This is a genomic window from Variovorax sp. GW821-FHT09D05, assembly GCF_059416325.1.
Window position 1 is genome coordinate 369777 of the sequence record NZ_JBWKOZ010000001.1, and the last position, 24472, is coordinate 394248.

Genomic DNA, 24472 nt, shown 5'->3' on the forward strand with positions numbered 1-24472 from the left:
TTACCGTGAATCGAAAGTTCTTTATCGGGACCGCGGCACTCGCCGTGGCGCTCGGGCTGGGGCTCGTCGCCTGGCTGGCCCGCTCGGCCGGGGACGCCCGCGTGCCCGATGCCGACGCCCGGGCCCCCAGCGTGCTGACAGTCGAGGTGGTCGTGCCCCAGACGCAGAATTGGCCGCAGACACTGCAGGCGAGTGGACCGGTAACGGCCTGGCAGGAGGTCATCGTCAGCCCCGAGACCGGTGGCCTGCGCATCGCTGAACTGCTGGTGGATGTGGGCGCGAGCGTCAAGCGCGGCCAGCTTCTTGCGCGGCTGGCGGACGCGACCGTGAAAGCCGAGGTGCGCAAGCAGGAAGCCGCTGTCGCACAGGCCCGCGCCTCGCTCGACCAGGCGGTCTCCAACACGCGGCGCGCGAAGATCGCCGAAAGCAGCGGCGCGCTGTCGGCGCAGAAGATCGAGGAGTACCGGATCACCGAGGCCACCTCGCGCGCTTCGCTCGCTTCCGCCCAGGCCGAGCTCGACAGCAGCAAGCTCAAGCTCATCCAGACGCGCATCGTCGCTGCCGACGACGGCATCGTGTCCTCGAAGTCGGCGGTGCTGGGCAATGTGGTCAGTGCGGGCGCGGAGCTGTTTCGCCTGGTGCGGCAGGCCAAGGTCGAATGGCGCCCGGAGCTCGATGCCCGGCAGGTTGCTCTCGTTCGCGTGGGGCAGGTTGCACGGGTCACATTGCCCGGCGGTGAGCAGGTGGAGGGCAAGGTCCGGCTGGTGGGCCCGACGCTGAGCACCACCACCGGCCGTGGCACGGTCTACGCGAGCCTGCCCGCGGCCAGCGCGTCGCGCTCGGGCATGTTCGCCAACGGCACGCTGGAACTCGACGCCAAATCCGCGCTCACGCTGCCGCAGTCGGCGATCGTGATGCGCGACGGCCGCTCGTATGTGTACGTAGTCGGCAGCGGTGACAAGGTCAGCAGCCATCCGGTCGCCACAGGACGTCGCCAGGGCGACCGCATCGAGGTGCTGTCCGGGCTCGCCGGCGATGCGCGCGTCGTTGCCGGCGGAGGCGCTTTCCTGTCGGAGGGCGTACAGGTCACGGTAGCCGGCGCAGCCAAAGCGCAGGCGGGGGGCTCGCAGTGAATTTTTCCTCCTGGTCGATCCGCAATCCGGTTCCCGCGGTTCTGCTGTTCATCCTCCTCACGGCCTTGGGTCTGATCGGCTTCAAGAGCCTGCAGATCCAGGATTTTCCCGACACGGATTTGCCGACCATCCAGGTCTCGGCCACGCTCGAAGGCACCGCGCCCTCGCAGCTGGAGACCGAGGTGGCGCGCAAGATCGAGGACAAGCTGGCCTCCCTGACGCGACTGGACCACATCACCACCAAGATCACCGACGGCACGGTGAGCATCAGCGTCAGCTTCGAGATCGACAAGAACAGCGAAGAAGCGCTGAGCGAGGTCCGCAACGCGGTGGACAGCGCGCGCGCCGATCTGCCTTCCAGCATGGCTTCGCCCACGGTCTCGAAGCAGACCTCGGCGAGCTCGGCGTTGCTGACCTATACCGTCGAATCGACCAAGCTCGACGATCAGGATCTGTCCTGGCTCGTCGACAACACGGTGACCAAGGCGCTGCTCGCCGTTAAGGGCGTCGCCAAGGTCGAGCGCGTTGGCGGCATCGACCGGGAGGTTCACGTGGACCTCGATCCCACGCTGATGGCGGGCCTGGGCGTGACGCCGTCCGACGTTTCCACGCAGCTCAAGGCGGTGCAGAAAGAAAGCTCGGGCGGTGAGGGGGCCGTGGGCGGGCAGAAGCAGTCCACGCGCACCATCGTCACCGCTGGCACGGCCGAGGAGATTGCCGCGATCACCGTGCCGATCTCGAATGGACTCTACGTGCGGCTGGACCAGATCGCGCGGGTCAGCGACATCCATGCCGACCGCACGACCATGGCCTTTCGTGATGGCCGGCCGGTGATCGGCTTCCAGGTCACGCGTTCGCGCGGCTATTCGGACGTGGGCGTGGCCGAGGCCACGCGCAGCGCGATCGAGCGCTTCTCCACGGCGCATCCCGAGGCGAGCATCACCGAGGCCTCGAACACGGTGACGCCGATCGAGGACAACTACACAGGCTCGATGCACCTGCTGTACGAAGGCGCATTCCTGGCGATCCTGGTGGTGTGGTGGTTCCTGCGCGACTGGCGCGCCACGCTCATCTCGGCCACCGCGCTGCCGCTGTCCATCATTCCGGCCTTCGGCTTCATGGCGCTGGCGGGCTATTCGCTCAACGTCATCACGCTGCTGTCGCTGTCGCTGGTGGTCGGCATCCTGGTGGATGACGCGATTGTCGAGATCGAGAACATCGAACGCCATCTGTTGATGGGAAAGACGCCGTATCAAGCGGCAATGGAGGCGGCCGACGAGATCGGATTGGCCGTGATCGCCACCACCTTCGCACTTGTCGCGGTCTTCCTGCCCACGGCTTTCATGGGCGGCATTCCCGGCAAGTTCTTCCGGCAGTTCGGTGTGACCGCCTCGGTGGCGGTTCTGGCCTCGCTGCTGGTGGCGCGGCTTTTGACCCCGATGATGGCGGCCTATCTGCTCAAGCCGAAGACGCCGGGACATCACGAGATATCGACCGACGGCCCGACCATGACCCGCTATCTCGGCTGGGTCCGGGCGAGCCTGTCACGGCGCAAGGCCACGGTGCTGGCGGCCACGGCCTTCTTTGGCCTGGCACTGCTCATCATCCCCTTCATTCCGACCGCCTTCATCCCGGCGCAGGACAAGGCGCAGAGCACCCTGACGATCAAGCTGGCGCCGGGCAGCACCTTGCAGGACACCGCGGCGACCAGCCAACGTGCGTCTCAGATGCTGCGCACACTGCCCGAGGTGAAAGGCGTATTTGTCTCGGTCGGCACGGCCACGAGCGGTGGCGGCATGAGCGTCAGCTCTTCGACCGACGTGACCAGTGCCACGCTCACCGTCGACCTGGTGCCGCGTAGCGAGCGAAAACTCAAGCAATCGGGTGTCGAGGCCAAGATGCGCGAGATGCTGCGAGCGCTTCCCGGCGCCCGCATCACAGTCGGGGCCGGCGCCAACGGAGAGTCGCTGGACATCACGCTGGCGAGTGACGATCCGCAGATCCTTGCCAGCGCGGCGGCGCAGGCAGAGTCGCAGCTGCGCACGCTCAAGGGCATTGGCAACGTGACCTCCAGCGCTTCGTTGCAGCGCCCGGAGATCCAGGTGCACCCCGACACCGCTCGTGCCGCTGCGTTGGGTGTCACGTCGGAAGCGCTGGCCGACGCAGTGCGCCTGGCCACCTACGGCGACTATTCCAACTCGCTGCCCAAACTCAACCTGCCGGAGCGCCAGATCGCGATCCGCGTGCTCATGGATCCGTCGGTGCGCGGCAACCTCGATGCCATCGCGCAGCTGCGAGTCAAGGGCAGCAGCGGCAACGTGGACCTGGGCTCGGTGGCCGAGATCGTGATGGGCAGCGGCCCGTCGCAGATCGACCGATTGGATCGCTCGCGCAACGTGACGCTCAGTGTCGAGTTGAACGGACGCGCGATCGGCGAGGTGCAGCGCGAAGCCATGGCGTTGCCCGCACTGAAGTCTTTGCCGGCTGGCGTGCACCAGGTGGAACAAGGCGAATTGCAGCGCATGTCCGAACTGTTCCAGAGCTTCGGCGTTGCGATGGCAATCGGGATCTTTTGCATCTATGCGGTGCTGGTGCTGCTGTTCCATGACTTCCTGCAACCCGGCACCATCCTCAGTGCCTTGCCGCTGGCGATGGGCGGCGCCATGTTCGCGCTATGGCTCACGCACCAGGCATTTTCGATGTCGGTGGTCATCGGCGTTCTGATGCTGATGGGCATCGTCACGAAGAATTCGATCCTGCTCGTCGAGTACGCCATCGTGGCGCGCCGCGACCGAGGCATGGGCCGGTTCGACGCGCTGATCGATGCCTGTCACAAGCGCGCTCGCCCGATCGTGATGACGACCATCGCAATGGGCGCCGGCATGCTGCCCAACGCACTGGGGCTGGGTGCGGAGCCCAGTTTTCGCCAGCCGATGGCGATCGTCGTGATTGGAGGTCTGCTGACGTCCACCGCGCTGAGCTTGCTGGTCGTGCCGGTGATCTTCACTTACGTCGACGACCTCTTGCAGTGGGGGCGCGGCCTCGTGTCACGCAGGAGCGCCACACGCGCTGCGCCCGAGCAGGCCCTGCAGGCGGCCGAATGAAGACCGCGCAGGTCCGCTGATCAATTTTTTCCCGATCGCTGCAGTAACAAAAGGCCCAACGTGAACGAACAACAATCTGCCATCGCGCGATGGCTGCGTACCGCATGTCTGCTGCTCTGCGTGTGGGGAGGCGCAGCAGCAGCCCAGGCGCAAAACGTGATCGAATCGGTCACGTCTTCGGTGCAATCCGGTGCAGAGGTCATCCGCATCGATTTTTCCCAGCCGCTTGCCACGGCGCCGACGGGTTTCACCATCCAGTCGCCTGCACGCATCGCCCTTGACTTTCCCGGCGTCACGAACGGCGTTGGCCGCGCGCCCATCGAAATCAACCAGGGCAATCTGCGCTCCGTCAACGTGGCGCAGGCCGGCGAGCGCACGCGCCTGGTGCTGAATCTCAAACAGGCAACGACCTACACGACCCAGGTTCAGGGCAACTCGCTGCTCGTGTCACTCGGTCCTGTCGCCGGTGCGGCGCTCAACGCGCCCATGTCTTCCACCTTTGCGGAGAACCGCAGCAGGGACACCTTGCCGCTGCGCGACGTTGACTTCCGCCTGGGCTCGGACGGCGCCGGCCGCGTGATCGTCGATCTGGCCAACAGCCAGGTGGGCGTCGACATTCGGCAGCAAGGCAAGAACCTGGTCGTCGAATTCACCAAGTCCACGCTGCCCGAAGGTTTGCGCCGCCGCATGGACGTGGCGGATTTCGGCACCCCCGTCCAGTGGGTGACGGTGCAGCAATCGGATGATCGCGTGCGCATGACCATCGAGCCCAAGGGCGACTGGGAGCACAGCGCCTACCAGAGCGAGAACCGGTTCGTCGTGGAAGTGCGCCCGCGCAAGGTCGATCCGACCAAGCTCACGCAGGGCGTGAGCTACAGCGGCGAGAAGCTCTCGCTGAACTTCCAGAACATCGATATCCGCTCGCTGCTGCAGGTGATCGCCGACTTCACGAACTTCAACATCGTGACCTCGGACTCGGTGAGCGGCGCACTGACGCTGCGGCTGAAGGACGTGCCCTGGGACCAGGCCCTGGACATCATCTTGCAGGCGAAGAACCTGGGCGTGCGCAAGAACGGCGGCGTGCTTTGGATCGCGCCCAAGGATGAAATCAATGCCAAGGAAAAGCTCGAATTCGAAGCGCAGGCCACCATACAGAGCCTGGAGCCGATTCGTACCCAGTCGTTTCAGCTGAACTACACCAAGGCCGCGACCCTCGTGCAAGGCCTGACGGGTAGCGGTGGCGGTGGCGGTGGGGGGGGCGGCTCAGGTACGCCCACACGCATCCTGAGTCCGCGCGGCAGTGTGATCGCCGAGGCGCGCACCAACCAGCTCTTTGTCTCGGACATCCCCTCGCGGCTTCAGCAGGTCGCCGAGCTGATCCAGAAGCTCGATGTGCCGGTGCGACAGGTACTGATCGAGGCGCGCATCGTCGAGGCATCGGACACTTTCAGCAAATCGCTGGGCGTCAAGCTGGGTGGATCGTCCAAGGGCAGCAACAGTTCGATCGGCACCCAGGCGACGACGAGCAGCGACGGCACCGTGTCGTACTCGTCGACCTCCAGCAGCAACTTCGTCAACCTGCCGGCCAGCAGTTCCAGTGGCACTTCCACGGGGACCTTCGCGGTTTCGCTCTACAACTCCAGCATGTCGAAGATCCTGAATCTGGAAATATCCGCGCTGGAAGAAGACGGCAAGGGCAAGGTCGTGGCGAGCCCTCGGGTCGTCACGGCCGACCAAACCAAGGCCCTGATCGAACAGGGGACGGAACTTCCTTACCAGTCTGCCACGTCGAGCGGTGCGACCTCGGTCTCCTTCAGGAAGGCGAATCTCAGGCTCGAGGTCACACCGCAGATCACGCCAGAAGGAAACATCATCCTGACGCTGGATGTGAACAAGGATTCCGTCGGCCAGTCGACCACCGCCGGCTATGCCATCAACACGAAGCACGTTCAGACCGAAGTGCTCGTAGAAAACGGAGGGACTGTCGTGATCGGCGGGATCTTCGAACTGTCGGAAACGAACGACGAGTCACGGATACCGGTACTCGGCGAATTGCCTTATGTCGGGGTGCTGTTCCGATCGCGCACCCGCGAGGTCAAGAAGAGCGAATTGCTGATCTTCATCACCCCGAAGATGATTACCGATCGAAATGCGGCCCGCTAGCCGCGATGCGATGTAGGTGCGAGAAATTAATGTCGGCAGTCACCTGGCCCTGTGCATCGATGCGTCCTGTACTTTGGTTCGGACGGCATGGCGCAAGCAGGCAGCGGTTTGATGAACATCCCGACCTCTCCAGCGTGAATGCCGATCCTTCGAACGAACGCCCGGCGCGGCCATGCCATCAACTTTGCCTCCGGTGCGTACTCCGAGGGGGCCAGAAAGTTCACTGCACGCCCGCGTCCTTGGAGCGCCAGGCCGGCCGAGCGCACCAAAGGGCTAGGATGTGGACTGATCTGCGAGACCATCATGCACGCCCGTGTCGACGAAGAAATCACTTTCCGCAAGCTTGAGACGCTGATCGCGTTCATGGAAACCGGCAATCTCGCGCGCGCGGCCGAGCGGCTCGAGGTCAGCACGGTGAGCGTTCACCGTGCCTTGCACTCTCTGGAAGTCGGCGTGCGCTGCGCACTGTTTCGTCATGAGGGTCGCAACCTTCATCCCACCGAAGCCGCGCATGCGCTGGCCGAAGTGGCGCGTGAGGTGCTGCACACCATGTCCGCGGGCATCCGCTCCACGCGCGAGGTCGCCGGCTACTCGGCCGATCGCATCCGTATCGGGTCGCTCTACTCGCTGACCATCCGCACTGTGCCCGCGGTCCTCGTCCACATGAAGGTGCGCAAGCCCAGCCTTGAGACCGAGCTCGTACTCGGCTCCAACGCGGATCTGCTGCAGAAAATTCGCGACGGCGCCGTCGATGCGGCGCTGATGGCGGTCCCGGAAGAGGCTGGCGACATCGTTTCGGAGCCGCTGTTCGAAGACGACATCTACTTCGCGGCCCCTATGGGATCGCGCTTCGCCACGCTCGATTGCGTCGATCTGAGCGAATGTTCCGACGAGAAATTCGTCAGCCTCAAGGAGGGGTTCGCTACCTACAACGGATTCGTGGAGGCCTTTCGCGTGGCGAACTTCACTCCCAACGTGGTGATGAAGACCGGCGACATCTTCTCGCTGATGAACCTGGTCAGCGGCGGCATTGGCTACACGCTGCTGCCAGGGCGCGTGCGCGACCTGTTCTCGCAGAAGGTCCAACTGATTCCGCTGGCGCCCAAGTACCTGATGCGCCAGACCTTGGGAGTCAGCTTCCTGCGTACACGCGAGCGCGACCCGAACCTGCTTGCGCTGCTCGCGGTATGCAGGAGCGCCAGAGCCGAACTGGCCTGAGCGCGCCATCGCATTGGCACCCTCGATCGTTTCGCTGAGAGTAACTGTCGTCGACTGCCGTTAATTGATTGCGGCCGGGCAAGCCGATACCGTACGTCTCCAGGAACAGCGCCCCTCGCGCGCCGTCACTCCGGAGACATAACCCATGATCATCTACGGCACCGCGCTGCTGGCCTTGTGCCATCTGCTGGGCATTTTTCTAGGCGACCTGCTGGGTCAGGCGCTGGGCGTAAAGACCAACGTCGGCGGCGTGGGCATCGCGATGCTGCTGCTCATCACGGCGCGCATCTACATGCACAGGAAGGGCATCCTGCCCAAGCTGACCGAACTGGGCGTGGAGTACTGGGGCGCCATGTACATCCCGGTGGTGGTCGCCATGGCGGCGCAGCAGGACATGGTTTCCGCGTTGCGCGGTGGACCTGTCGCACTACTTTCGGCGCTGGCGGCCGTTGCCGTCTGCGCGGTGGTGATCTCGCTGATCAATCGCATGGAGCATCCGGTCGCCAGCTCGCAGGCCGAGCCGGTGCGCAACGACAACCCTCTTCTCAACGAGGCGGAATGAGCGCCATGCTTGAAATCCTCGAAAAAGCGGCCTTGCAGAACGGCCTGGTCAGCGCCTTCATGGTCGTGGGGCTGATCGTGCTGCTTTCCGGCCAGATCTCGCGCCGCCTGACCTTCGGGCGCGTGCACGGATCGGCCATCGCCATCGTGATCGGACTCATCCTCGCCTATTGGGGCGGCACCCGGACCGGGGGCCACAAAGGCCTGGCCGATATGTCGCTGTTTGGAGGCATCGGCCTGATGGGCGGGGCCATGCTGCGCGATTTCGCGATTGTTGCCACGGCCTTTGAAGTGCAGGTGACCGAAGCTCGCCAGGCGGGGCTCATCGGAGTGATCTCGCTGTTGCTCGGGACGCTGCTGCCTTTTGTAGTGGGCGCGGCGATCGCCTGGAGCTTCGGCTACTCCGACGCGGTCAGCATGACAACGATCGGCGCCGGAGCCGTCACCTACATCGTGGGCCCCGTCACGGGGGCGGCCATCGGTGCCAGCCCCGACGTGATGGCGCTGAGCATCGCGACCGGCCTGGTCAAGGCCATCCTCGTGATGGTCGGCACCCCGATGGCCGCACGCTTCCTGCGCCTGAAGACGCCGCGCTCGGCGATGGTCTTCGGCGGCCTTGCCGGCACTGTGAGCGGCGTGTCGGCCGGCCTCGCGGCCACCGATCGCAAGCTGGTGCCCTACGGTGCGCTGGTCGCTACTTTCCATACCGGACTGGGTTGCCTTCTGGGCCCGTCCGTGCTGTTTTTTGCCGTCAAGGCGGTGATGGGTTGAGGAATGGACGAATGGATCGCATGAACTGGAACACCAGGACCGAAAACCGCGCGGGCCGGTTGGCCCGCGCCGCGCAGGCGCTTGGCACGCAGCGCCAGGACAAGCTGGTGGCCACCGAAGCGATCGGCACGCTGCTGGAGGCCGTGCTGGAGCCGGGCGACCGGGTCTGCCTGGAAGGCAACAACCAGAAGCAGGCCGACTTTCTGGCCCGAGCGCTGGTGCAGGTCGACACGGCGCGGGTGCACGGCCTGCACATGGTGCAGTCGGTGCTCGCGCTGCCCGAACACCTGGACTTGTTCGAAAACGGCGTGGCGAGCCGGTTGGACTTCAGCTTCTCGGGGCCGCAGGGCGCGCGCCTGGCCAAGCTGGTGTCGGCCGGGCGCATCGAGATCGGCGCGATCCACACCTACCTGGAGCTTTTCGCGCGCTACTTCGTCGACCTCACGCCACGCGTGGCGTTGGTGGCGGCCCATGCCGCGGACGCGGAGGGGAACCTCTACACCGGCCCCAACACCGAGGACACTCCCGCCATTGTCGAAGCCACCGCTTTTTCCGGCGGCATCGTGATCGCGCAGGTCAACGAGCTGGTGGATGGCCGCACCACCACGCTGCCGCGCATCGACATACCGGCGGACTGGGTGAGCTTCGTGGTGAAAGCGCCGCGCCCCAATTTCATCGAGCCTTTGTTCACGCGCGACCCGGCGCAGATCAGCGAGATTCAGGTGCTGATGGCCATGATGGCGATCAAGGGCATCTACGCCGAATACGGCGTGCAGCGCCTGAACCACGGCATCGGCTTCGACACGGCAGCGATCGAGCTGCTGCTGCCGACCTATGCCGAGTCGCTCGGCCTCAAGGGCAAGATCTGCAAGCACTGGGCGCTCAACCCGCATCCCGCGCTGATTCCGGCGATCGAGGCAGGCTGGGTCGAATCGGTGCATTCCTTCGGCTCCGAGCTGGGCATGGAGGACTACATCCGCGCGCGCTCCGACGTGTTCTTCACCGGCCCGGACGGGTCGCTGCGCAGCAACCGCGCGTTCTGCCAGGCCGCAGGGCACTACGCCTGCGACCTCTTCATCGGGTCGACGCTGCAGATCGACCTCGACGGCAACAGCTCGACCGCCACGCTGGGACGCATTGCGGGCTTCGGCGGTGCGCCCAACATGGGCGCCGACGCGCGCGGTCGCCGCCACACGAGCCCGGCCTGGCTCAAGGCGGGCCAGGAAGCGCGCGCGGGCCGCGGCGGCGCGGCCGGCACGCCGCGTGGCCAGAAGCTGGTGGTGCAGATGGTCGAAACCTTCCGCGAGCACATGCAGCCCGCCTTCGTCGACCGGCTGGACGCATGGCAGTTGGCGGAACAGTCGGGCATGGAACTGCCGCCGATCATGATCTACGGCGACGACGTGAGTCACATCCTTACCGAGGAAGGCATCGCCAACCTGCTGTTGTGCCGCAACGATGCAGAGCGCGAGCAGGCGATCCGAGGCGTAGCGGGCTACACGGCGGTCGGGCTGGGGCGCGACAAGCGCGCGGTGGAGAACCTGCGCGACCGCGGCGTGATTCGCCGGCCGGAGGATCTGGGCATCGACCCGCGCGACGCCACGCGCAACCTTCTGGCCGCACGCAGCATGCGCGACATCGTGCGCGCCTCGGGTGGGCTGTACCAGCCGCCCCAACGATTCAGGAACTGGTAGGAAACAACCATCATGAGCATTCCAGCAGGACTCGAAATCCTGGACTTTTCCTTCCCCGGGCAGCGCATCGCGGACACCTTTGCGCCAGTCCTGGTCGGCGTGGTCGGCTCGGGCAACCTCGAGGTGATGCTCGAGAGCGCTGCCGGCGATGACTGCACCGTGCGCATCGAGACCTCGGCGCGCGGCTTCGAACCCATCTGGCGGGCCGTGCTGGCGGACTTTCACGAACGGCATCCGCTCGGAGGCATCCGCATCTCGATCAATGACATGGGCGCCACCCCCGCAGTGGTGGGCCTGCGGCTCGGCCAGGCCGTGGCCGAACTGCCGGGAGCATCGTCATGAGCCTCAGCTATGCCGAATGCACGGCGCGTGAGCGCCTGGCCCTTCTGCTGGATGCGGGCAGCTTCCACGAGTGGCTGCCGCCGTCCGAGCGGCTGACCAGCCCGCACCTTGCCCAACTGGGTGTGCCCTGTGCTTTCGACGATGGCGTTGCGATCGGCCGCGCCACATTGGCCGGTCGCACGGTCTTCGTTGCCGCGCAGGAGGGCGCCTTCATGGGCGGCGGCGTTGGCGAGGTGCATGGCGCCAAGCTCGTGGGCCTGCTGCAGCGCGCACTGCGCGATCGGCCAACGGCCGTGCTGCTGCTGGCCGAGTCCGGTGGAGTGCGGCTGCACGAAGCCAATGCCGGCCTGATTGCAGTGTCGGAGGTGATGCGTTCGGTGCTCGACGTGCGTGCGGCGGGCATCCCTGTGATCACGCTGATCGGCGGCGCGAACGGCTGCTTCGGCGGCATGGGCATCGTCGCGCGCTGCACCGACTACATCGTGATGAGCGACAGCGGCCGGCTGGCCATGTCCGGCCCCGAGGTGATCGAGGCTTCCTACGGTGTGGAGGAGTTCGATTCGCGCGACCGCGCCCTGGTGTGGCGTACCACCGGCGGCAAACACCGTTGGCTGACAGGCGATTGCGACGAGCTCGTCGAAGACGATGTGCAGGCCTTCCGCGAGGCGGCCATCTGCGCGCTCTCGGCCGCGAAGCCGGTCACGTCGGCATTGCTGGAGACCGAACACGCGCTGTTGAGCGCGCGCTTGCGCGATATGCCGCCACCCAGCGATGACCTGGACGACGCAATGGCGCTCTGGCAGCGTCTGGGCGTGGCCGATGCGCAGCGCATTCCCGACATTGACGTGGCCGCCATGCATGCCTTGCGCGTGGTCACGGAGGCACAAAGATGAAATGGAACACGTTGGTCACGCAACTTTTCGGCCCTTTCCACGGCATGCGTGAGGTCGGGGATTTTCTCCAGGGGGAGGTCTTGTTCGAGGGCGAGTTGCTCACGGTCATCGGGACAACGAATCATGCTTCGATCGGCGTTCGGCTCGCGTTGGCGCAAGCCCGCGTGGTGCTTGACACGATCTCGCAGCATCCGGGTCGACCGATCCTGCTGCTTATCGATACCCAGGGCCAGCAGCTGCGCCGACGCGACGAATTGCTCGGTATCAATCGCGCCATGGCGCACCTCGGTATGTGCATTGACCTTGCGCGGCGGAATGGGCATCGAGTGATTGGACTGGTGTACGACCAGGCGTTGTCGGGTGGCTTCATCACCTCGGGACTGATCGCCGATGCCTGCGATGCGCTGCCTGAGGCGGAAATCCGTGTCATGCGCATCCCTGCGATGGCACGCGTGACCAAGTTGCCGGAGGCCATGCTCACTGAGCTTTCCGAATCGAATCCTGTGTTTGCCCCCGGTGTCGGCAACTACGTGGCCATGGGCGGAGTGCGCGCCCTCTGGGAGGGCAATCTGCAGGTGGCGTTGCGTGCTGCGTTGTCCGAAGCGACAGGCGAGGACCGACGTGCCAAGGATGGCGCCTTGCGCGGCGGCCGCAAGCTCGCCGCCGACGTGGCGCAACGTGTGCTCGATGCTGCCTGAGGTGTTGGCATGAAGCTGCTGCGCCGCCATCGGCTCGCTCACCTGTCCGCCCAGGGCTGGACGCAAGTGCTGGCCCGCCCATGGGACAGCGAGGGCAAGGCGTGCATCGCGCACTGGGCAGAGCGAGGCCTTCCGCTCGTGGTGACACGCCAGCACGAGCTTGCAACTGCGCAGGAGGAGACTGTCTCGCTCGGCCTTCCCGCGCCAACTCACTGGGGACGCCGCCGGCTCGGCTTGCAGGTGCCGCGTTCGGCCATCCTGTGCTTCGGTGAATTTCCGCGCGCAAACGAGGTGCTGCATTTGCTGCCGCGCGATGCGCGCGCGGCCTGGCACAGGTTGGCGACAGCGTTCGAAATGGAGCGCGTGCAGGTGCGCGCCTACGGCAGCTATGGTTGGCAACAACTCACGGGCTTGCGGTACGTGCATCCGGGATCCGATCTGGACTTGTGGATTGCAGTCGACGATGCACGCCACGCGGACTTCGTGGCTGCCTGTCTGCAGGCCCAGGCACCCGGGCGGTTGCGGCTTGATGGCGAACTTGTCTTTCGCGACGGCAGCGCGGTCAATTGGCGCGAGTGGAGCGCCTGGCGGGCCGGCCATTCGCGCAGCGTGCTGGTGAAGCACGTGTGCGGCGCCCGGCTGGAGACAAACGCCTTCGTGCCCGAAGACAATCAAGAGATGGGTCTTGCGGCATGAGCACCGTGCTACCTCTCGCCCGCGTCTCGACAGCGTTCTCTTCCTCGCCTTCATCGCATGCAATCGGCTGCGCGGCAACGCTGGCGCTGTACGACGAGCTGGCGTTGGCACCGAAGCCAGGACTGGTGTCCTTCGTCGACAACGGCAGTCATGACGACATGGACGCACACACCTTCATGCGAAGCCTCATCGCGCTGCGGCACTACTTCGTGCAGATCGCTGAGTTGGGCCAGGCGCATGCGCCTTTCAAGGCACTGGAAGCTTGTGGAATTGCCGCTGAGGCGCGGATGTTGGAGGCGACGGGTGGCGTGAACACACACCGTGGCGCCGTCTTTACCTTGGGCCTGCTCTGTGCCGCCGCCGGCGCGGCGCGGCGCGACGGCGAGCCGGCGCGTCCAGCCACATTGCGGGCTGCATTGCGTCGGCATTGGGGCGATGCGTTGCAGGCCCGCAGCCACCGCATTTCCACTTTGCCAGGCGGCATCGCGGCCCGCCGCCATGGATTGCGAAGCGCATCGCAAGAGGCCGCGCTTGGATTTCCGGTGTTGTTCGACACAGCCGTTCCGACACTTTTTCGTTCAGTGCGGCGCGGTCTGAGCCCGGAGCAGGCGCGTGTCGATACATTGTTCGCCGTCATGGCTGTACTGGACGACAGCAACCTGGCGCACCGCGGCGGAATTCAGGGCCTGCGCAACGCACAGCAGGCAGCGCGCGATTTTCTTGCGAAGGGCGGTGCAGCAGGGCAGGGGGGCATGGAAGCCGCACACACGGTTCACCGTGACTTCGTCGCGCTCCGTCTGTCGCCTGGTGGCGCTGCTGATACCCTGGCCGCAGCGTGCTGGATGCAGCGCATCTGCGGCGTGGCGGAATGAGCTACGCCATCGTCTTTTCGGGCCAGGGCATGCAGCACCCCGACATGCTGCCCTGGCTCGCGAATGATGAAACGGTGCACGCCATGCAGCAGTTGCTCGGCATCGACGACTGGAGAGCATGCGTAAAAGATCCCGTCTGGGCAGGGTGCAATGCGAATGCCCAGGTTCTGCTGACAGGCCTGGCGTTGGCTGCGTGGGCCCAGCTTGCCCCATGTCTTCCAGCGCCAGCGGCGGCGGCTGGCTACAGTGTTGGCGAACTGGCGGCGTTCTCGGCCGCTGGCGTTTTCGATGCGAACACGGCCCTTGAGCTGGCGCATCGCCGCGCAGCGCTGATGGACTGTGCTGGTGAATCGAATTCCACAGGCCTGATGGGTGTCAGCGGGGTGACCGAATCGCTGCTTGGACGGCTGTGCGAGGAATTCGATCTGGCCGTCGCCATAAGAAACGGCATCGACAGCGTTGTGCTCGGGGGCCTGCAAGTCGTGCTGCCGCTCGCAGTCGAAGCGGCGCAACGCCAGGGCGCGCACGCTTTGCTTCTCAATGTGCAGGTGGCATCCCATACGCGATGGATGGCTGCGGCGGCGCAGGGCTTTGCTGCGCACATTGCGCCGCTGGCGTTTCATGCTGCCGGAATTCCTCTCTTCAGCGATGTGGCGGGCCGCGTTGCCGAGCCGCCTCAACTCAAGCACGCGTTGGCCAGGCAGATCGATCACGCTGTGCGGTGGGACGAATGCATGGAAAGCATCGCCGGGCGACGAGTGGCATGCGTGATCGAGATTGGTCCAGGGCGGGCACTGGCGCGCATGTGGAACGGCCGGTACGCCGATACGCCAGCACGCTCCGTAGACGAGTTTCGTAGCGTGGAAGCCATTGCGCGCTACGTTCAGAAATGCATGACAGCGGCTTAGCTCATTCGTACTTCTGCCCGTTGCGTATCAAATCTGGTGTACCGACCACTTCGTTGAGTTCATCGAAGTCCAGCATCTGCGAGCGCCACGGCTGCGTGGTGCGGTGCTGGTGCAGGCTCGCGTAGTAGCCCTGCAGCGTGTGCACCACCGCGCGCGCCGTGCCGCCCGGAAAGATCGCGATGCGAAAGCCGTGCTTCTGCAGCGCGTCCGCGTCCTGGATCGGCGTCTTGCCGCCTTCGACCATGTTGGCCAGGAGCGGCACCCGGTCGCCGAAGCGCCGGCAGGCCGCGTCCATTTGCTCGGGCGAGCGCAGCGCCTCGATGAAGAGCGCGTCCACGCCGCAGGCGAGGTAGGCCTCGGCGCGGTCGAGCGCGGCCTCCAGGCCTTCGACCGCCACCGCATCGGTGCGCGCGAGGATCAGCGTGTCGCTCGAGGTGCGCGCGTCCAGCGCGGCTTTGAGCTTGCCGACCATCTCGCGCTCGGGCACCACGGCCTTGCCGTCGAGGTGGCCGCAGCGCTTGGGAAAGGTCTGGTCTTCGATCTGCACCATCGCCGCGCCCGCGCGCTCGAAGCCGCGCACGGTGCGCTGGGTGTTGAGCGCGTTGCCGAAACCGGTGTCGGCATCGACGATCACCGGCAGGCTCACGCGCTCGGTGATGCGGGCCAGGGTATCGGCCACCTCGGTGTAGGTGGTGAGGCCGACGTCGGAGCGGCCCAGGCGCGTGTAGGCGATGGAGGCGCCCGAGAGGTAGAGCGCCTCGAAACCGGCCCGCTCGGCCACGAGGGCGCTGAGCGCGTCGTACACGCCGGGCGCAAGCACGATGTCGTGGCGCGCGAGCCGGGTCTTGAAGGAAGGGTTCGTCATGGAGACGCTTTCGTCGAATGGATCAATGCAGCGGCGGTGCGCGCCGCGATGTAGCCTCCGGCCACCGCGCTCAGCAGGCCGTTGCCGGAGAGATAACCCCACACCTCATCGCCAGAAACACCGCCCGCCGCGCCACCGGCGGCGAACAGGTTGGCGAAGGGCGTGCCGTCGTGCCGCAGCACGCGCATGTCGGGCGCGGTGTCGAGGCCGCCCTGGGTGTGGAACAGCGCGCCCGTGACCTTCACTGCGAAGTACGGCGCTTCGAGCGCGCGCGCGAACACGCGGCCATCGGGCGGTGGCGTGCTGGCGCGCATGGCGTCGAACGTGCCTTGCAACGCGGAAGGCTCGCAGCCGATGCAATCCGCCAGCGCAGCCACCGATTCGCAGCGGCGCAACGCGCCCGCCGCTTCAGCCTCGCAGAAGTCGGGGAAGCCCCGCGCCAGTGCGAGCAGCGGCGTGTCGAACACGTTCCAGGCAATGCCGCCCGGTTGTGCGAGCACGTGCACCGCGGCCTCCGAGTAGCCCAGCGTCTCGTCGTGAAAGCGCCGGCCTTCGCAGTTGAGCTGTACGCCGCCTTCCATCATCACGGCCCACGACATCAGGGCCCCTTGCGGCGTGACCCACGAGCCATGGCCCTGGTAGCCTCCGAGGTCGCGCAGACGTGCGCCCAGCGATTGGCCCCACAGGATCGCGCTGCCGTCGTTGCCGGCGTGACCGCCGAAGGTGGCTTCGGCCATCTCGGGCAGCAGCGTGCGGACCATTTCCGCGTTGCCGCCGAAGCCATTGCAGGCGAGCAGCAGCGCATCGCAGGCCAGCGTTTCGCGGCTGCCATCGGGGCGCAAGTAGTCGGCGCCGATCACGCGGTCCTCGGCATCGAGTACCAATGTATCGACCAACGCTTGCGTCAGCACGGGAATGCCCGCCGCTTCGACGGCCGCTTGCAAGGCCGCCATCAGCGACGCACCGGTTTTCTGCGGCAGCGAATGCATGCGATGTACGCTGTGACCCGGATAGAGAAAGCCGTCGAGCAGCATCCACTGCAGGCCGTGCCGTTCCTGCAGCGCATCGAGTGCCGGACCGATGGACGCCGCATAGGCCTCGACCAGTGCAGGCGCGGCCTGGCCATGGGCCTTGGCCTGGATGTCGGCGGCGAAGCGCCCGGCGCTGTCGTCATGCACGCCATGCGCTCGCTGCGCGCGAGTGCCGGGCGCGGGGATGAAGCCGGAGGACAGCGCGGTCGATCCGCTCGGCAGCGTGTCGCGCTCCAGCACCACGGAGGCCACACCCGCATCGCTCAGCATCAGTGCGGTCGTGAGCCCGCAGGCACCGCCGCCGACGATGGCCACCGGCACGTGCACTTCGGCCTCGACCTGCGCGGCGCGACGGATGTGGCGCGGAGGCTTTGTCGTCATGCGAGCGATGCGATGAATGCCGAGCAGTCCGTCAGCTCGGCCACGTTGCGCATGTCGGCCAGCGAGGTCTGGTGGCGTTCTTCGCCGAAGGCCGCGCACCCATCGGACAGCACCAGCGTGCGGTAGTCGCGCATGTGCGCATCGCGCACGGTGCTCGCGACACCGCCATTGGTGACGATGCCGCAGACCGCCACCGTGTCGATGCCGGCGTGGCGCAGCACCCAGTCGAGCTGTGTGTTGAAGAAGGCCGAGTACGCGACCTTGCTCACCGTCACGTCGACCAGCCCGGTCAACGCGTCGACGTTCGCCTGGCCCCAGCTGCCGGGCGCGAAGTCGCCCTTTTTCAGATAAGGGCGCATCGCCTTGAGGTGCGGCGACACCATCGGCTCGCCGGCCGCGTCCGGCCACAGCGTGAACTGGCTTGCGGCCACGAGGCCACCCGCCGCCTTGAGTGCGCGCGCCATCTCGGCCACGCGCACCGGCAGCAGCAGCGCCGGCGGATTGGTGTCGCCGCCGCGCGCATAGGCACCGTTGGCATCGAGAAAGTCGTTCTGCAGGTCGATGACGACCAGCGCGGTCTTCGCTGCAACGGATGTCTTGCCTGTGCTCATGACAGCCTCACCAGAAGGTTGCCGTGCGCGTCGACCTCGGCGTGGAATCCGGGTTCGAGCCACACGGTGGTGTCGGCCTGTTCGAGGATTGCAGGGCCTTCGATGCGCGCAGCCACTGGCAGTTCGAGCCGCGCGTAGCGCACGGCCTCATGCCACTGGCCGTGGTGGAACACGCGCTGCGTGCCCAGCGGCACGATGCTGCCTCGCCCTTCGGGTGCCAGCACCTTCAGGTCGAACTTCGGTCGCACGCCGATGCGTGCATAGCGCAGGTTCATCACGCGGATCGGGATACCTTCGAGCACCCGGCCGAATGCGGCGGTGTAGCTGGCCTCGAACGCGGCGCGGATCGATGCGGCCGTGATCGGCGCCTTGCCCGCGTCGGCGAGCACCACGGGCAGCGTGTGCGTCTGGCCCGCGTAGAGCATGTCGAGTGCGATGACCTCGCGCACCTCGTCGAAGCGCACGCCCGATGAATCCAGGCGTTGCTGGCAGCTCGCGGCCAGTTCGTCGATGCGACGCTGCAGGTCACCCACATCGAGCTCGGTCAAAGGCTTGTTGAGGGTCTGCACCGCGTCGTGGCGCATGTCGGCGATCACGCAGCCGAGGGCCGAGGTCACGCCGGGATAGCGCGGCACGATGCCGGTCGCGACGCCCACCTCGCGCATCATCGCGCACACATGCAGCGCACCGCCACCGCCGAAAGGCATGTAGGCGAAGCGACGCGGGTCGTGGCCGCGTTCGATGGACACGAGGCGGATCGCGCCCGCCATGCGCGCATTGGCCACGGTGAGGATGGCTTCCGCGGCCGCATGCACGTCCAGGCCGAGTGGCCGGGCGACGTGCTCCTCGATCGCCTGGCGCGACTTCTGCGCATCCAGCGCCGCGAGCAGTCCTCCACCCAGCGGGCGATCGGCGGCGATGCGGCCCAGCAGCACGTTCGCATCGGTCACCGTCGGGCGCATGTTGCCTCGCCCGTAGCAGGCCGGCCCCGGCACGCTGCCGGCCGACTCGGGGCCGACCTGCAGCATGCCGCTCGCATCCACCGAGGCGATGGAACCGCCGCCGGCGCCGATGGTCTCGATCTGGATCATCGGCGAGCGGATCACCATGCCAAACTCGATCGCGGTCTGCGCGGCCAATGCGGCTTCGCCGTTCGCCACCAGCGACACGTCGAACGAGGTGCCGCCCATGTCGCCGGTGATCGCGTTCGGAAAGCCCGCCGCGCGCGCAATGGCCGCGCAGGCGATCACGCCGGCCGCCGGGCCCGACAGCGCCGTGCGCACCGGCAGGTCGCTCGCGGTCTGCCGCGACATCACGCCGCCGTTGCTCTGCACCACCAGCAGCTCGCCGGCAAAGCCCTGGCCACGCAGGTCGGATTCGAGCCGCGCGAGGTAGCCGCCCACCACGGGCTGCAGCGCCGCATTGAGCGTGGCGGTCGAGCAGCGCTCGAACTCGCGGATCTCGGGCAGCACTTCGCTGGCCGAGGTGACGTGCGGGTTGGGCCAGAGCGCGCGCACTGCCGCGACGGCCAGGCGCTCGTTCTCGGGGTTCGCGTAGGTGTTGATGAAGAACACGCACACGGCCTCGCAGCCGGCGTCGAGCAGAGAGTGTGCTTCGGCGCGCACCTGGTCCAGATCGACTGCGGTGTGCAGCGTGCCGTCGGCGAGCACGCGCTCGTCGACTTCGCGGCGCAGGTCGCGCGGCACCACCGGCGTGAAGCTGCCGCGCAGGCCCCAGGTCTCGGGCCGGTCGCGGCGGCGCATCTCCAGCACGTCGCGAAAACCGCGCGTGGTGATGATGCCGGTGCGCGCCACCTTGCGTTCGAGCAGCGCGTTGGTGCCCACCGTGGTGCCGTGCACGATGGTGGCGATGGCCGCGGCCGAGTCGGCCACGCGCGCCACGCCGTTCATGAAGCCGCGCGCTTCTTCGCCGCGCGTGGAGGGCACCTTGACGATGCGCGCCGTGCCGTTCGCTTCGTCGAGCACGAAGAGGTCGGTGAAGGTGCCGCCGACATCGACGCCGACGACAAGGGATTTACCATTGGAAGTCATTCGGACGCCTTCTTCTTGCTGCCGCCGGTGGGGCTGCCGGTTGTCACATAGCCCATCGCGCTGTCGGCCTCGCGCTGTTGCGCAGGCCGCTCGGCGGCGCTGCCCCAGCCGCCGCCGCCGGGCGTTTCGAGCCGCACGCGCTCGCCGCGCGTGAGCTGGATGCCGCGCATCTTCGACACCATTGGCGGCGTGTGCCACTCGCCCGCGTTCTCGTAGCTGAACTTGTTGACCGCGCCTTCGCCGCCGCCCGCGATGCCCTTGGGCGGTGAGGTGCCGCGCTCGCCGAAGACGAACACTTCGGCGTCTTTTTCCAGCAGCTCGATTTCGTAGACGGCGCCGAGGCCGCCGCGATGCCGGCCATCGCCGCCCGAATCGGCGCGCAGCGACCATTCGGTGAAGCGCACCGGGTAGGCGGCTTCGAGAATTTCGAGCGGCGGAATCGTCGCGGTCGAGATTGGCGCATTGCCGTGCGAGAGCCCATCGCCGCCCGAGTGGCCGCCATGGCCGCCGCCGAAGAAGCTGAACATCACCCAGCGCTGGCCTTCGCGACCCTTGTCGCTGCGGTGGCCCGCGATCGACAGCGCATTGATCGTGCCGTAGGCCTGCGCCACCGCGCGCGTCGGGTCGGCCTGCGCCGCCGCGCTGAAGATCACGTCGATCATGCGCAAGATGGTTTCGGTGTAGCCGCCGACCGGACGCGGGCGCTCGCAGCTGATCACGAGCTTGTCGGGGATGTTGAAGTCCACCGCATCGAGCACGCCGGCATTGGCAGGTACATCGGGGAACAGGTGCTTGAGCGCGACGTAGCAGGCGGCCACCGCCGTGGCGCGCGAGATGTTCACAGGCCCCGCGCATTGCGGCGAGGTGCGCGAGAAGTCGAGCAGCAGCCGGTCGCCGGCCACCGTCATGTCGAGCGCGATGGTCAGCGGCTCGTTCACGATACCGTCGTTGTCGAGCACGTCCTGGAAGCTGTAGCGGCCATCGGGCAGCGAGGCGATGTGCGAGCGCATCAGGCGCAGCGCGCGGCTGCGCAGTTCGCCGAGCGCGTTGAGCACCAGGTCGTCGCCATACTCGTCGAGCAAACCGTTCAGCCGCTTCTCGCCGAGCTCCAGCGCGGCGAGCTGTCCGTTCAGGTCGCCCCAGAGGCTGTCGGGCAGGCGCGTGTTGGCCTGCAGGATCGCGAGTACGTCCGCATCGAGCACGCCGCCCTGCACGATGCGCACCGGCGGAATCTGCACGGCCTCCTGCCAGCACTCGGTGGCGGCCGGGTTGTAGTTGCCGGGCACCGCGCCGCCCACGTCGTGCCAGTGCGCAGCCGAGGCCATGTAGCAGTAGAGCTTGCCGTTGCGAAAGAACGGCTTCACCAGCTTGAAGTCGTTGGCGTGCGTGCCGCCGTCGTAGGCGTCGTTGCTGATCCAGATGTCGCCGTCCTTCATGCCGCCGCGCGGCTCGGCTGCCTTGGCGGTGGCGCGCACCGCGAAGGCCATGGCGCCGACGAACACCGGCAGGCCCGACTTGCCCTGCACCAGCGTGTCGCCGCTCGCCGCGTCGTACAGGCCGTGGCAGGCGTCGTGCGCCTCGGCAATGATGGGATTGAAGGCGCTGCGGTAGAGCGTGGCGTCCATCTCGTCGGCCACCTGTTCGAGGCGGCCGCGCAGGACGGCGAGCGTGACGGGGTCGAGGGTTGTGGCGGAAGAAGGATCATGCATCGGGGGCTTTCTTGAAGGCGGGGCGGCCAGAGCGCTGGCGCAACTGGTTCATCAATCCGCCGGCGCGGACCATGTCCATGAGGAATCCGGGCACCGGCTCGCAGGCCAGGCGCCCGCGGCCGGTTGCGACGATCTCGGGAACCGTGGTGTCGAGGGCGATCTGCTCGCCTTCGCTCAAGGTCTCGGCCTCGGCGCAGGTCAGCAGCAGCAGGCCCACGTTGAAGGCATTGCGGAAATACAGGCCGCTGTACGAGGGCGCGACGATTGCCGTCACACCCAGGTGCACCAGCACGGCGGCGGCCTGCTCGCGCGAGGAGCCGATGCCGAAGTTGGGCCCGGCCACCAGCACGTCGCCGCGCTGCACGCCGGCGGCGAAGTCGGGGCGGATGGCTTCGAGGCAGTGCTTCGCGATGATGTCGATGCCGTGCTTCATGGCATGGCCCGGCGCGAGCAGGTCGGTGTCGATGTCGGCGCCCAGGCGCCAGACGCGGTGCATCGCTTTGGTTGCGCTCATGCAAGCACCTCGCGCGGATCGGTCACGCAGCCGCGCAATGCGGCCGCCGCCACCGTGTAGGGCGAGCCCAGGTAGACCTGTGCAGTCGGCGAGCCCATGCGGCCCTTGAAGTTGCGCGCCGTGGTCGAGATGACGGTGATGTCGTCGCCCATCGGGTCGCCGTAGCCCGAGCAAGCGCCGCAGGCCGTCGGGAAAAGTTCGCCGCCGGCATCCATCAGCACCTGCAGCACGCCTTCCTCGCGCGCCTGCTCCTGGTCGCGCAGGCTGGCGGGCGCCACGATGAGACGGATACCGCTCGCCACCTTGTGGCCGCGCAGCACCTGCGCGGCGGCGCGCAGGTCGTCGAGCTTGGCGCCGGTGCAGGCGCCGATGTAGGCCACGTCGACGCGCGTGCCCGCGTACCGGCTCACGCCGTGGGCGTTGGCCGGGCTGTGCGGTGCGGCGATGTACGGTTCGAGCGTGGACGCATCGAAGCGGTGGTCCGTGAGCGCGGCATCGTCGTCGGTGAACCAGGGCGCCATGTCCACCGGCGGCGCGCCGGCCTCGGCCAGGAATTGCGCCGTGGTCGCATCGGGCGCGATCAATCCGGCCTGCGCGCCGAGTTCGGCGCTCATGTTGGAGAGCGTCATGCGCTCCTGCATCGACAGCGCAGCGACCGCAGGCCCGGCGAACTCGACCGCCTGGTAGCGCCCGCCGTTCATGCCGAAGCGGCCGATCATGTGCAGCATCATGTCCTTGGCGGTCACGCCCGCGGGCAGCGCGCCGTCCCACCACATGCGGATGGTCTCGGGCACGCGCAGCCAGATCTCGCCGGTGACCATCACGCCCAGCATCTCGGTGCTGCCGATGCCGAACATGTAGGCGCCGAAAGCGCCGCCCGTGGGCGAGTGCGAGTCGCCGCCCACGCACAGCATGCCGGGTCGGATGTGGCCGTGCTGCGGCACCACCACGTGGCAGATGCCCTGGCTGTCGTACACGTACGGCAGCTTCTGGTCGCGCGCCCAGTCGCGTGCGATGCGCACGATGCGGCGCGAATCGTCGTCGCGCTCGGGCACGTAATGGTCCATGACGAGCACCACGCGCGAGCGGTCCCAGATCTGCGCGCCGAGCTCTTCCAGCATCGGCTGCAGCCGCCGCGGGCCCGAGGAGTCGTGGAACATCGCCATGTCGACGCCGCAGGTCACGATCTCGCCCACGGACACCCGCTCGCGTCCGCTCGCGCGTGCGATGAGCTTCTGCGCCAGGGTCAGGGCTGGCGCGCGGGTTGGAGCCATCGATGTCATTCCGGCTTGGCTCCCGAGAACTTGACGACCTCGGCCCAGCGCACGATCTCGCTCTGCACGAAGGCCGAGAACTGTTCGGACGAGTTGCCGACCGGAATCGCGCCCTCGGTATCGAGGCGCTGGCGCATGTCGGCCTGCTGCAGTGCATGGCGCGCCGCGTCGCCGATCTGCTTGACGCGGTCGGCAGGCATGCGGGCCGGGCCGAAGAGGCCGAACCATGCGCTCGATTCGTAGCCGGGCAGCGCCTCGGCAATCGCCGGAACATTCGGAAAGGCCGGCAGCCGTTTCGCCGTGGTCACGCCCAGCGCCTTGAGCTTGCCGGCCTGGATGTGCGCCTTGACGTTGCCCACGGCCGCGAACATCAGCTGCACCTGGCCGGCGAGCACGTCCTGCACGGCGGGCGCGGTGCCCTTGTAGGGGATGTTCACGATGTTCACGCCCGATTGCATCTTGAAAGCCTCGCCCGCCATGTGCAGCGACGAGCCCACCGCGCCGATCGCGAAGTTGAGCTGGCCCGGCTTTGCCTTGGCGAGCGCGATGAGCTCACGCACGTCCTTCGCAGGCACCGACGGGTGCGCGACGAGGATCGAGGGCGAGGTCGCCACGCAGGTGAGCGCGGTGAAGTCCTTCACCGGGTCGAAGGGCAGCGTCGGGTAGAGCGTGGCGTTGATCGCGTGGCTGGTGAAGCTCATCAGCAGTGTGTTGCCGTCGGGCGCAGCCTTGGCCACCGCATCGGCGGCGATGTTGCCGCCCGCGCCCGGCCGGTTCTCGACGATGACCGTGCGGCCGAGTGCCGGGCCCATGCTGACGGCGAGCGAGCGTGCCAGCGTGTCGGTCGAGCCGCCCGCGGGCGCGCCGACGAGGATGCGCACCGGCGCATTGCCGATCTGTGCAAAGGCACTGCCGGCCCATGCCGCGGCCAGCGACGAGAGGAGGATGTCGCGTCTTTTCATGTGTTGTGTCTCCAGGGAGAT

At 66.9% G+C, this 24472-nt stretch carries 21 protein-coding genes; 13 read left to right on the plus strand and 8 right to left on the minus strand.

All coding sequences use genetic code 11. The annotated features are described in order from the left end of the window. The first annotated feature begins 5 nt into the window (after positions 1-5). The 13 genes from AC07O3_RS01735 to AC07O3_RS01795 all read left to right on the plus strand — a co-directional run bounded on the left by AC07O3_RS01735 (position 6) and on the right by AC07O3_RS01795 (position 15053). Positions 6-1133 carry an efflux RND transporter periplasmic adaptor subunit gene (locus AC07O3_RS01735; protein WP_495338426.1) on the plus strand — a complete coding sequence of 376 codons (1128 nt, stop codon included), beginning with the start codon at positions 6-8 and terminating at the stop codon, positions 1131-1133. After that, positions 1130-4237, plus strand: coding sequence for an efflux RND transporter permease subunit (locus AC07O3_RS01740; protein ID WP_495338427.1), 3108 nt, complete (start codon positions 1130-1132; stop codon positions 4235-4237). The genes AC07O3_RS01735 and AC07O3_RS01740 overlap by 4 nt, the downstream gene beginning before the upstream one ends. A 60-nt stretch (positions 4238-4297) precedes the next feature. Further along, positions 4298-6400, plus strand: a complete 2103-nt coding sequence (locus AC07O3_RS01745; RefSeq protein WP_495338428.1) for a type IV pilus secretin PilQ — start codon at positions 4298-4300, stop codon at positions 6398-6400. 303 nt (positions 6401-6703) lie between these two features. Further along, complete coding sequence (locus AC07O3_RS01750) at positions 6704-7618, plus strand: LysR family transcriptional regulator (RefSeq protein WP_093078231.1); 915 nt, start codon at positions 6704-6706, stop codon at positions 7616-7618. A gap of 145 nt (positions 7619-7763) precedes the next feature. Next, on the plus strand, positions 7764-8180 hold the full coding sequence (gene madL / locus AC07O3_RS01755; protein ID WP_093059008.1) for a malonate transporter subunit MadL: 417 nt from the start codon (positions 7764-7766) through the stop codon (positions 8178-8180). 5 nt (positions 8181-8185) lie between these two features. Further along, positions 8186-8950 (plus strand): malonate transporter subunit MadM, encoded by a 765-nt coding sequence (madM, locus tag AC07O3_RS01760; protein WP_093059033.1) that lies wholly within the window; start codon positions 8186-8188, stop codon positions 8948-8950. 11 nt (positions 8951-8961) lie between these two features. Further along, positions 8962-10644, plus strand: coding sequence for a malonate decarboxylase subunit alpha (mdcA, locus tag AC07O3_RS01765; RefSeq protein ID WP_093078234.1), 1683 nt, complete (start codon positions 8962-8964; stop codon positions 10642-10644). Between the two features lie 12 nt (positions 10645-10656). After that, positions 10657-10986, plus strand: coding sequence for a malonate decarboxylase acyl carrier protein (mdcC, locus tag AC07O3_RS01770; protein WP_371127418.1), 330 nt, complete (start codon positions 10657-10659; stop codon positions 10984-10986). After that, positions 10983-11879, plus strand: coding sequence for a biotin-independent malonate decarboxylase subunit beta (locus tag AC07O3_RS01775; RefSeq protein ID WP_495338429.1), 897 nt, complete (start codon positions 10983-10985; stop codon positions 11877-11879). The genes mdcC and AC07O3_RS01775 overlap by 4 nt, the downstream gene beginning before the upstream one ends. Then, a complete protein-coding gene (locus tag AC07O3_RS01780; RefSeq protein ID WP_495338430.1) occupies positions 11876-12577 on the plus strand; it encodes a biotin-independent malonate decarboxylase subunit gamma in 702 nt (233 codons plus the stop codon). The genes AC07O3_RS01775 and AC07O3_RS01780 overlap by 4 nt, the downstream gene beginning before the upstream one ends. 9 nt (positions 12578-12586) lie before the next feature. Continuing rightward, positions 12587-13273, plus strand: a complete 687-nt coding sequence (gene mdcG, locus AC07O3_RS01785) for a malonate decarboxylase holo-[acyl-carrier-protein] synthase (protein WP_495338431.1) — start codon at positions 12587-12589, stop codon at positions 13271-13273. Next, positions 13270-14145 carry a triphosphoribosyl-dephospho-CoA synthase MdcB gene (gene mdcB / locus AC07O3_RS01790; RefSeq protein ID WP_495338432.1) on the plus strand — a complete coding sequence of 292 codons (876 nt, stop codon included), beginning with the start codon at positions 13270-13272 and terminating at the stop codon, positions 14143-14145. Before mdcG ends, mdcB begins: the two co-directional genes overlap by 4 nt. Then, entirely contained in the window at positions 14142-15053 is a 912-nt protein-coding gene (locus tag AC07O3_RS01795; protein ID WP_495338433.1) for an acyltransferase domain-containing protein, read from the plus strand. The genes mdcB and AC07O3_RS01795 overlap by 4 nt, the downstream gene beginning before the upstream one ends. A 1-nt stretch (position 15054) precedes the next feature. Here AC07O3_RS01795 and AC07O3_RS01800 read toward each other — a convergent pair whose 3' ends face one another. From AC07O3_RS01800 to AC07O3_RS01835, 8 genes are read right to left on the minus strand one after another with little or no spacing between them, the layout of a single operon-like run. Beyond that, a complete protein-coding gene (locus AC07O3_RS01800; protein ID WP_093176785.1) occupies positions 15055-15918 on the minus strand; it encodes an isocitrate lyase/PEP mutase family protein in 864 nt (287 codons plus the stop codon). Further along, entirely contained in the window at positions 15915-17330 is a 1416-nt protein-coding gene (locus tag AC07O3_RS01805) for an FAD-dependent oxidoreductase (RefSeq protein ID WP_495338434.1), read from the minus strand. Before AC07O3_RS01805 ends, AC07O3_RS01800 begins: the two co-directional genes overlap by 4 nt. Continuing rightward, entirely contained in the window at positions 17327-17941 is a 615-nt protein-coding gene (locus AC07O3_RS01810; RefSeq protein WP_495338435.1) for a cysteine hydrolase family protein, read from the minus strand. Before AC07O3_RS01810 ends, AC07O3_RS01805 begins: the two co-directional genes overlap by 4 nt. After that, entirely contained in the window at positions 17938-19992 is a 2055-nt protein-coding gene (locus AC07O3_RS01815; protein ID WP_495338436.1) for a hydantoinase/oxoprolinase family protein, read from the minus strand. Before AC07O3_RS01815 ends, AC07O3_RS01810 begins: the two co-directional genes overlap by 4 nt. Then, on the minus strand, positions 19989-21701 hold the full coding sequence (locus tag AC07O3_RS01820; protein ID WP_426392770.1) for a hydantoinase B/oxoprolinase family protein: 1713 nt from the start codon (positions 21699-21701) through the stop codon (positions 19989-19991). The genes AC07O3_RS01815 and AC07O3_RS01820 overlap by 4 nt, the downstream gene beginning before the upstream one ends. Further along, a complete protein-coding gene (locus AC07O3_RS01825; RefSeq protein ID WP_495338437.1) occupies positions 21694-22215 on the minus strand; it encodes a LeuD/DmdB family oxidoreductase small subunit in 522 nt (173 codons plus the stop codon). The genes AC07O3_RS01820 and AC07O3_RS01825 overlap by 8 nt, the downstream gene beginning before the upstream one ends. Continuing rightward, positions 22212-23498, minus strand: a complete 1287-nt coding sequence (locus tag AC07O3_RS01830) for a 3-isopropylmalate dehydratase large subunit (RefSeq protein ID WP_495338438.1) — start codon at positions 23496-23498, stop codon at positions 22212-22214. Before AC07O3_RS01830 ends, AC07O3_RS01825 begins: the two co-directional genes overlap by 4 nt. Next, on the minus strand, positions 23495-24451 hold the full coding sequence (locus AC07O3_RS01835; protein WP_093058993.1) for a tripartite tricarboxylate transporter substrate binding protein: 957 nt from the start codon (positions 24449-24451) through the stop codon (positions 23495-23497). The genes AC07O3_RS01830 and AC07O3_RS01835 overlap by 4 nt, the downstream gene beginning before the upstream one ends. Positions 24452-24472: the final 21 nt, after the last annotated feature.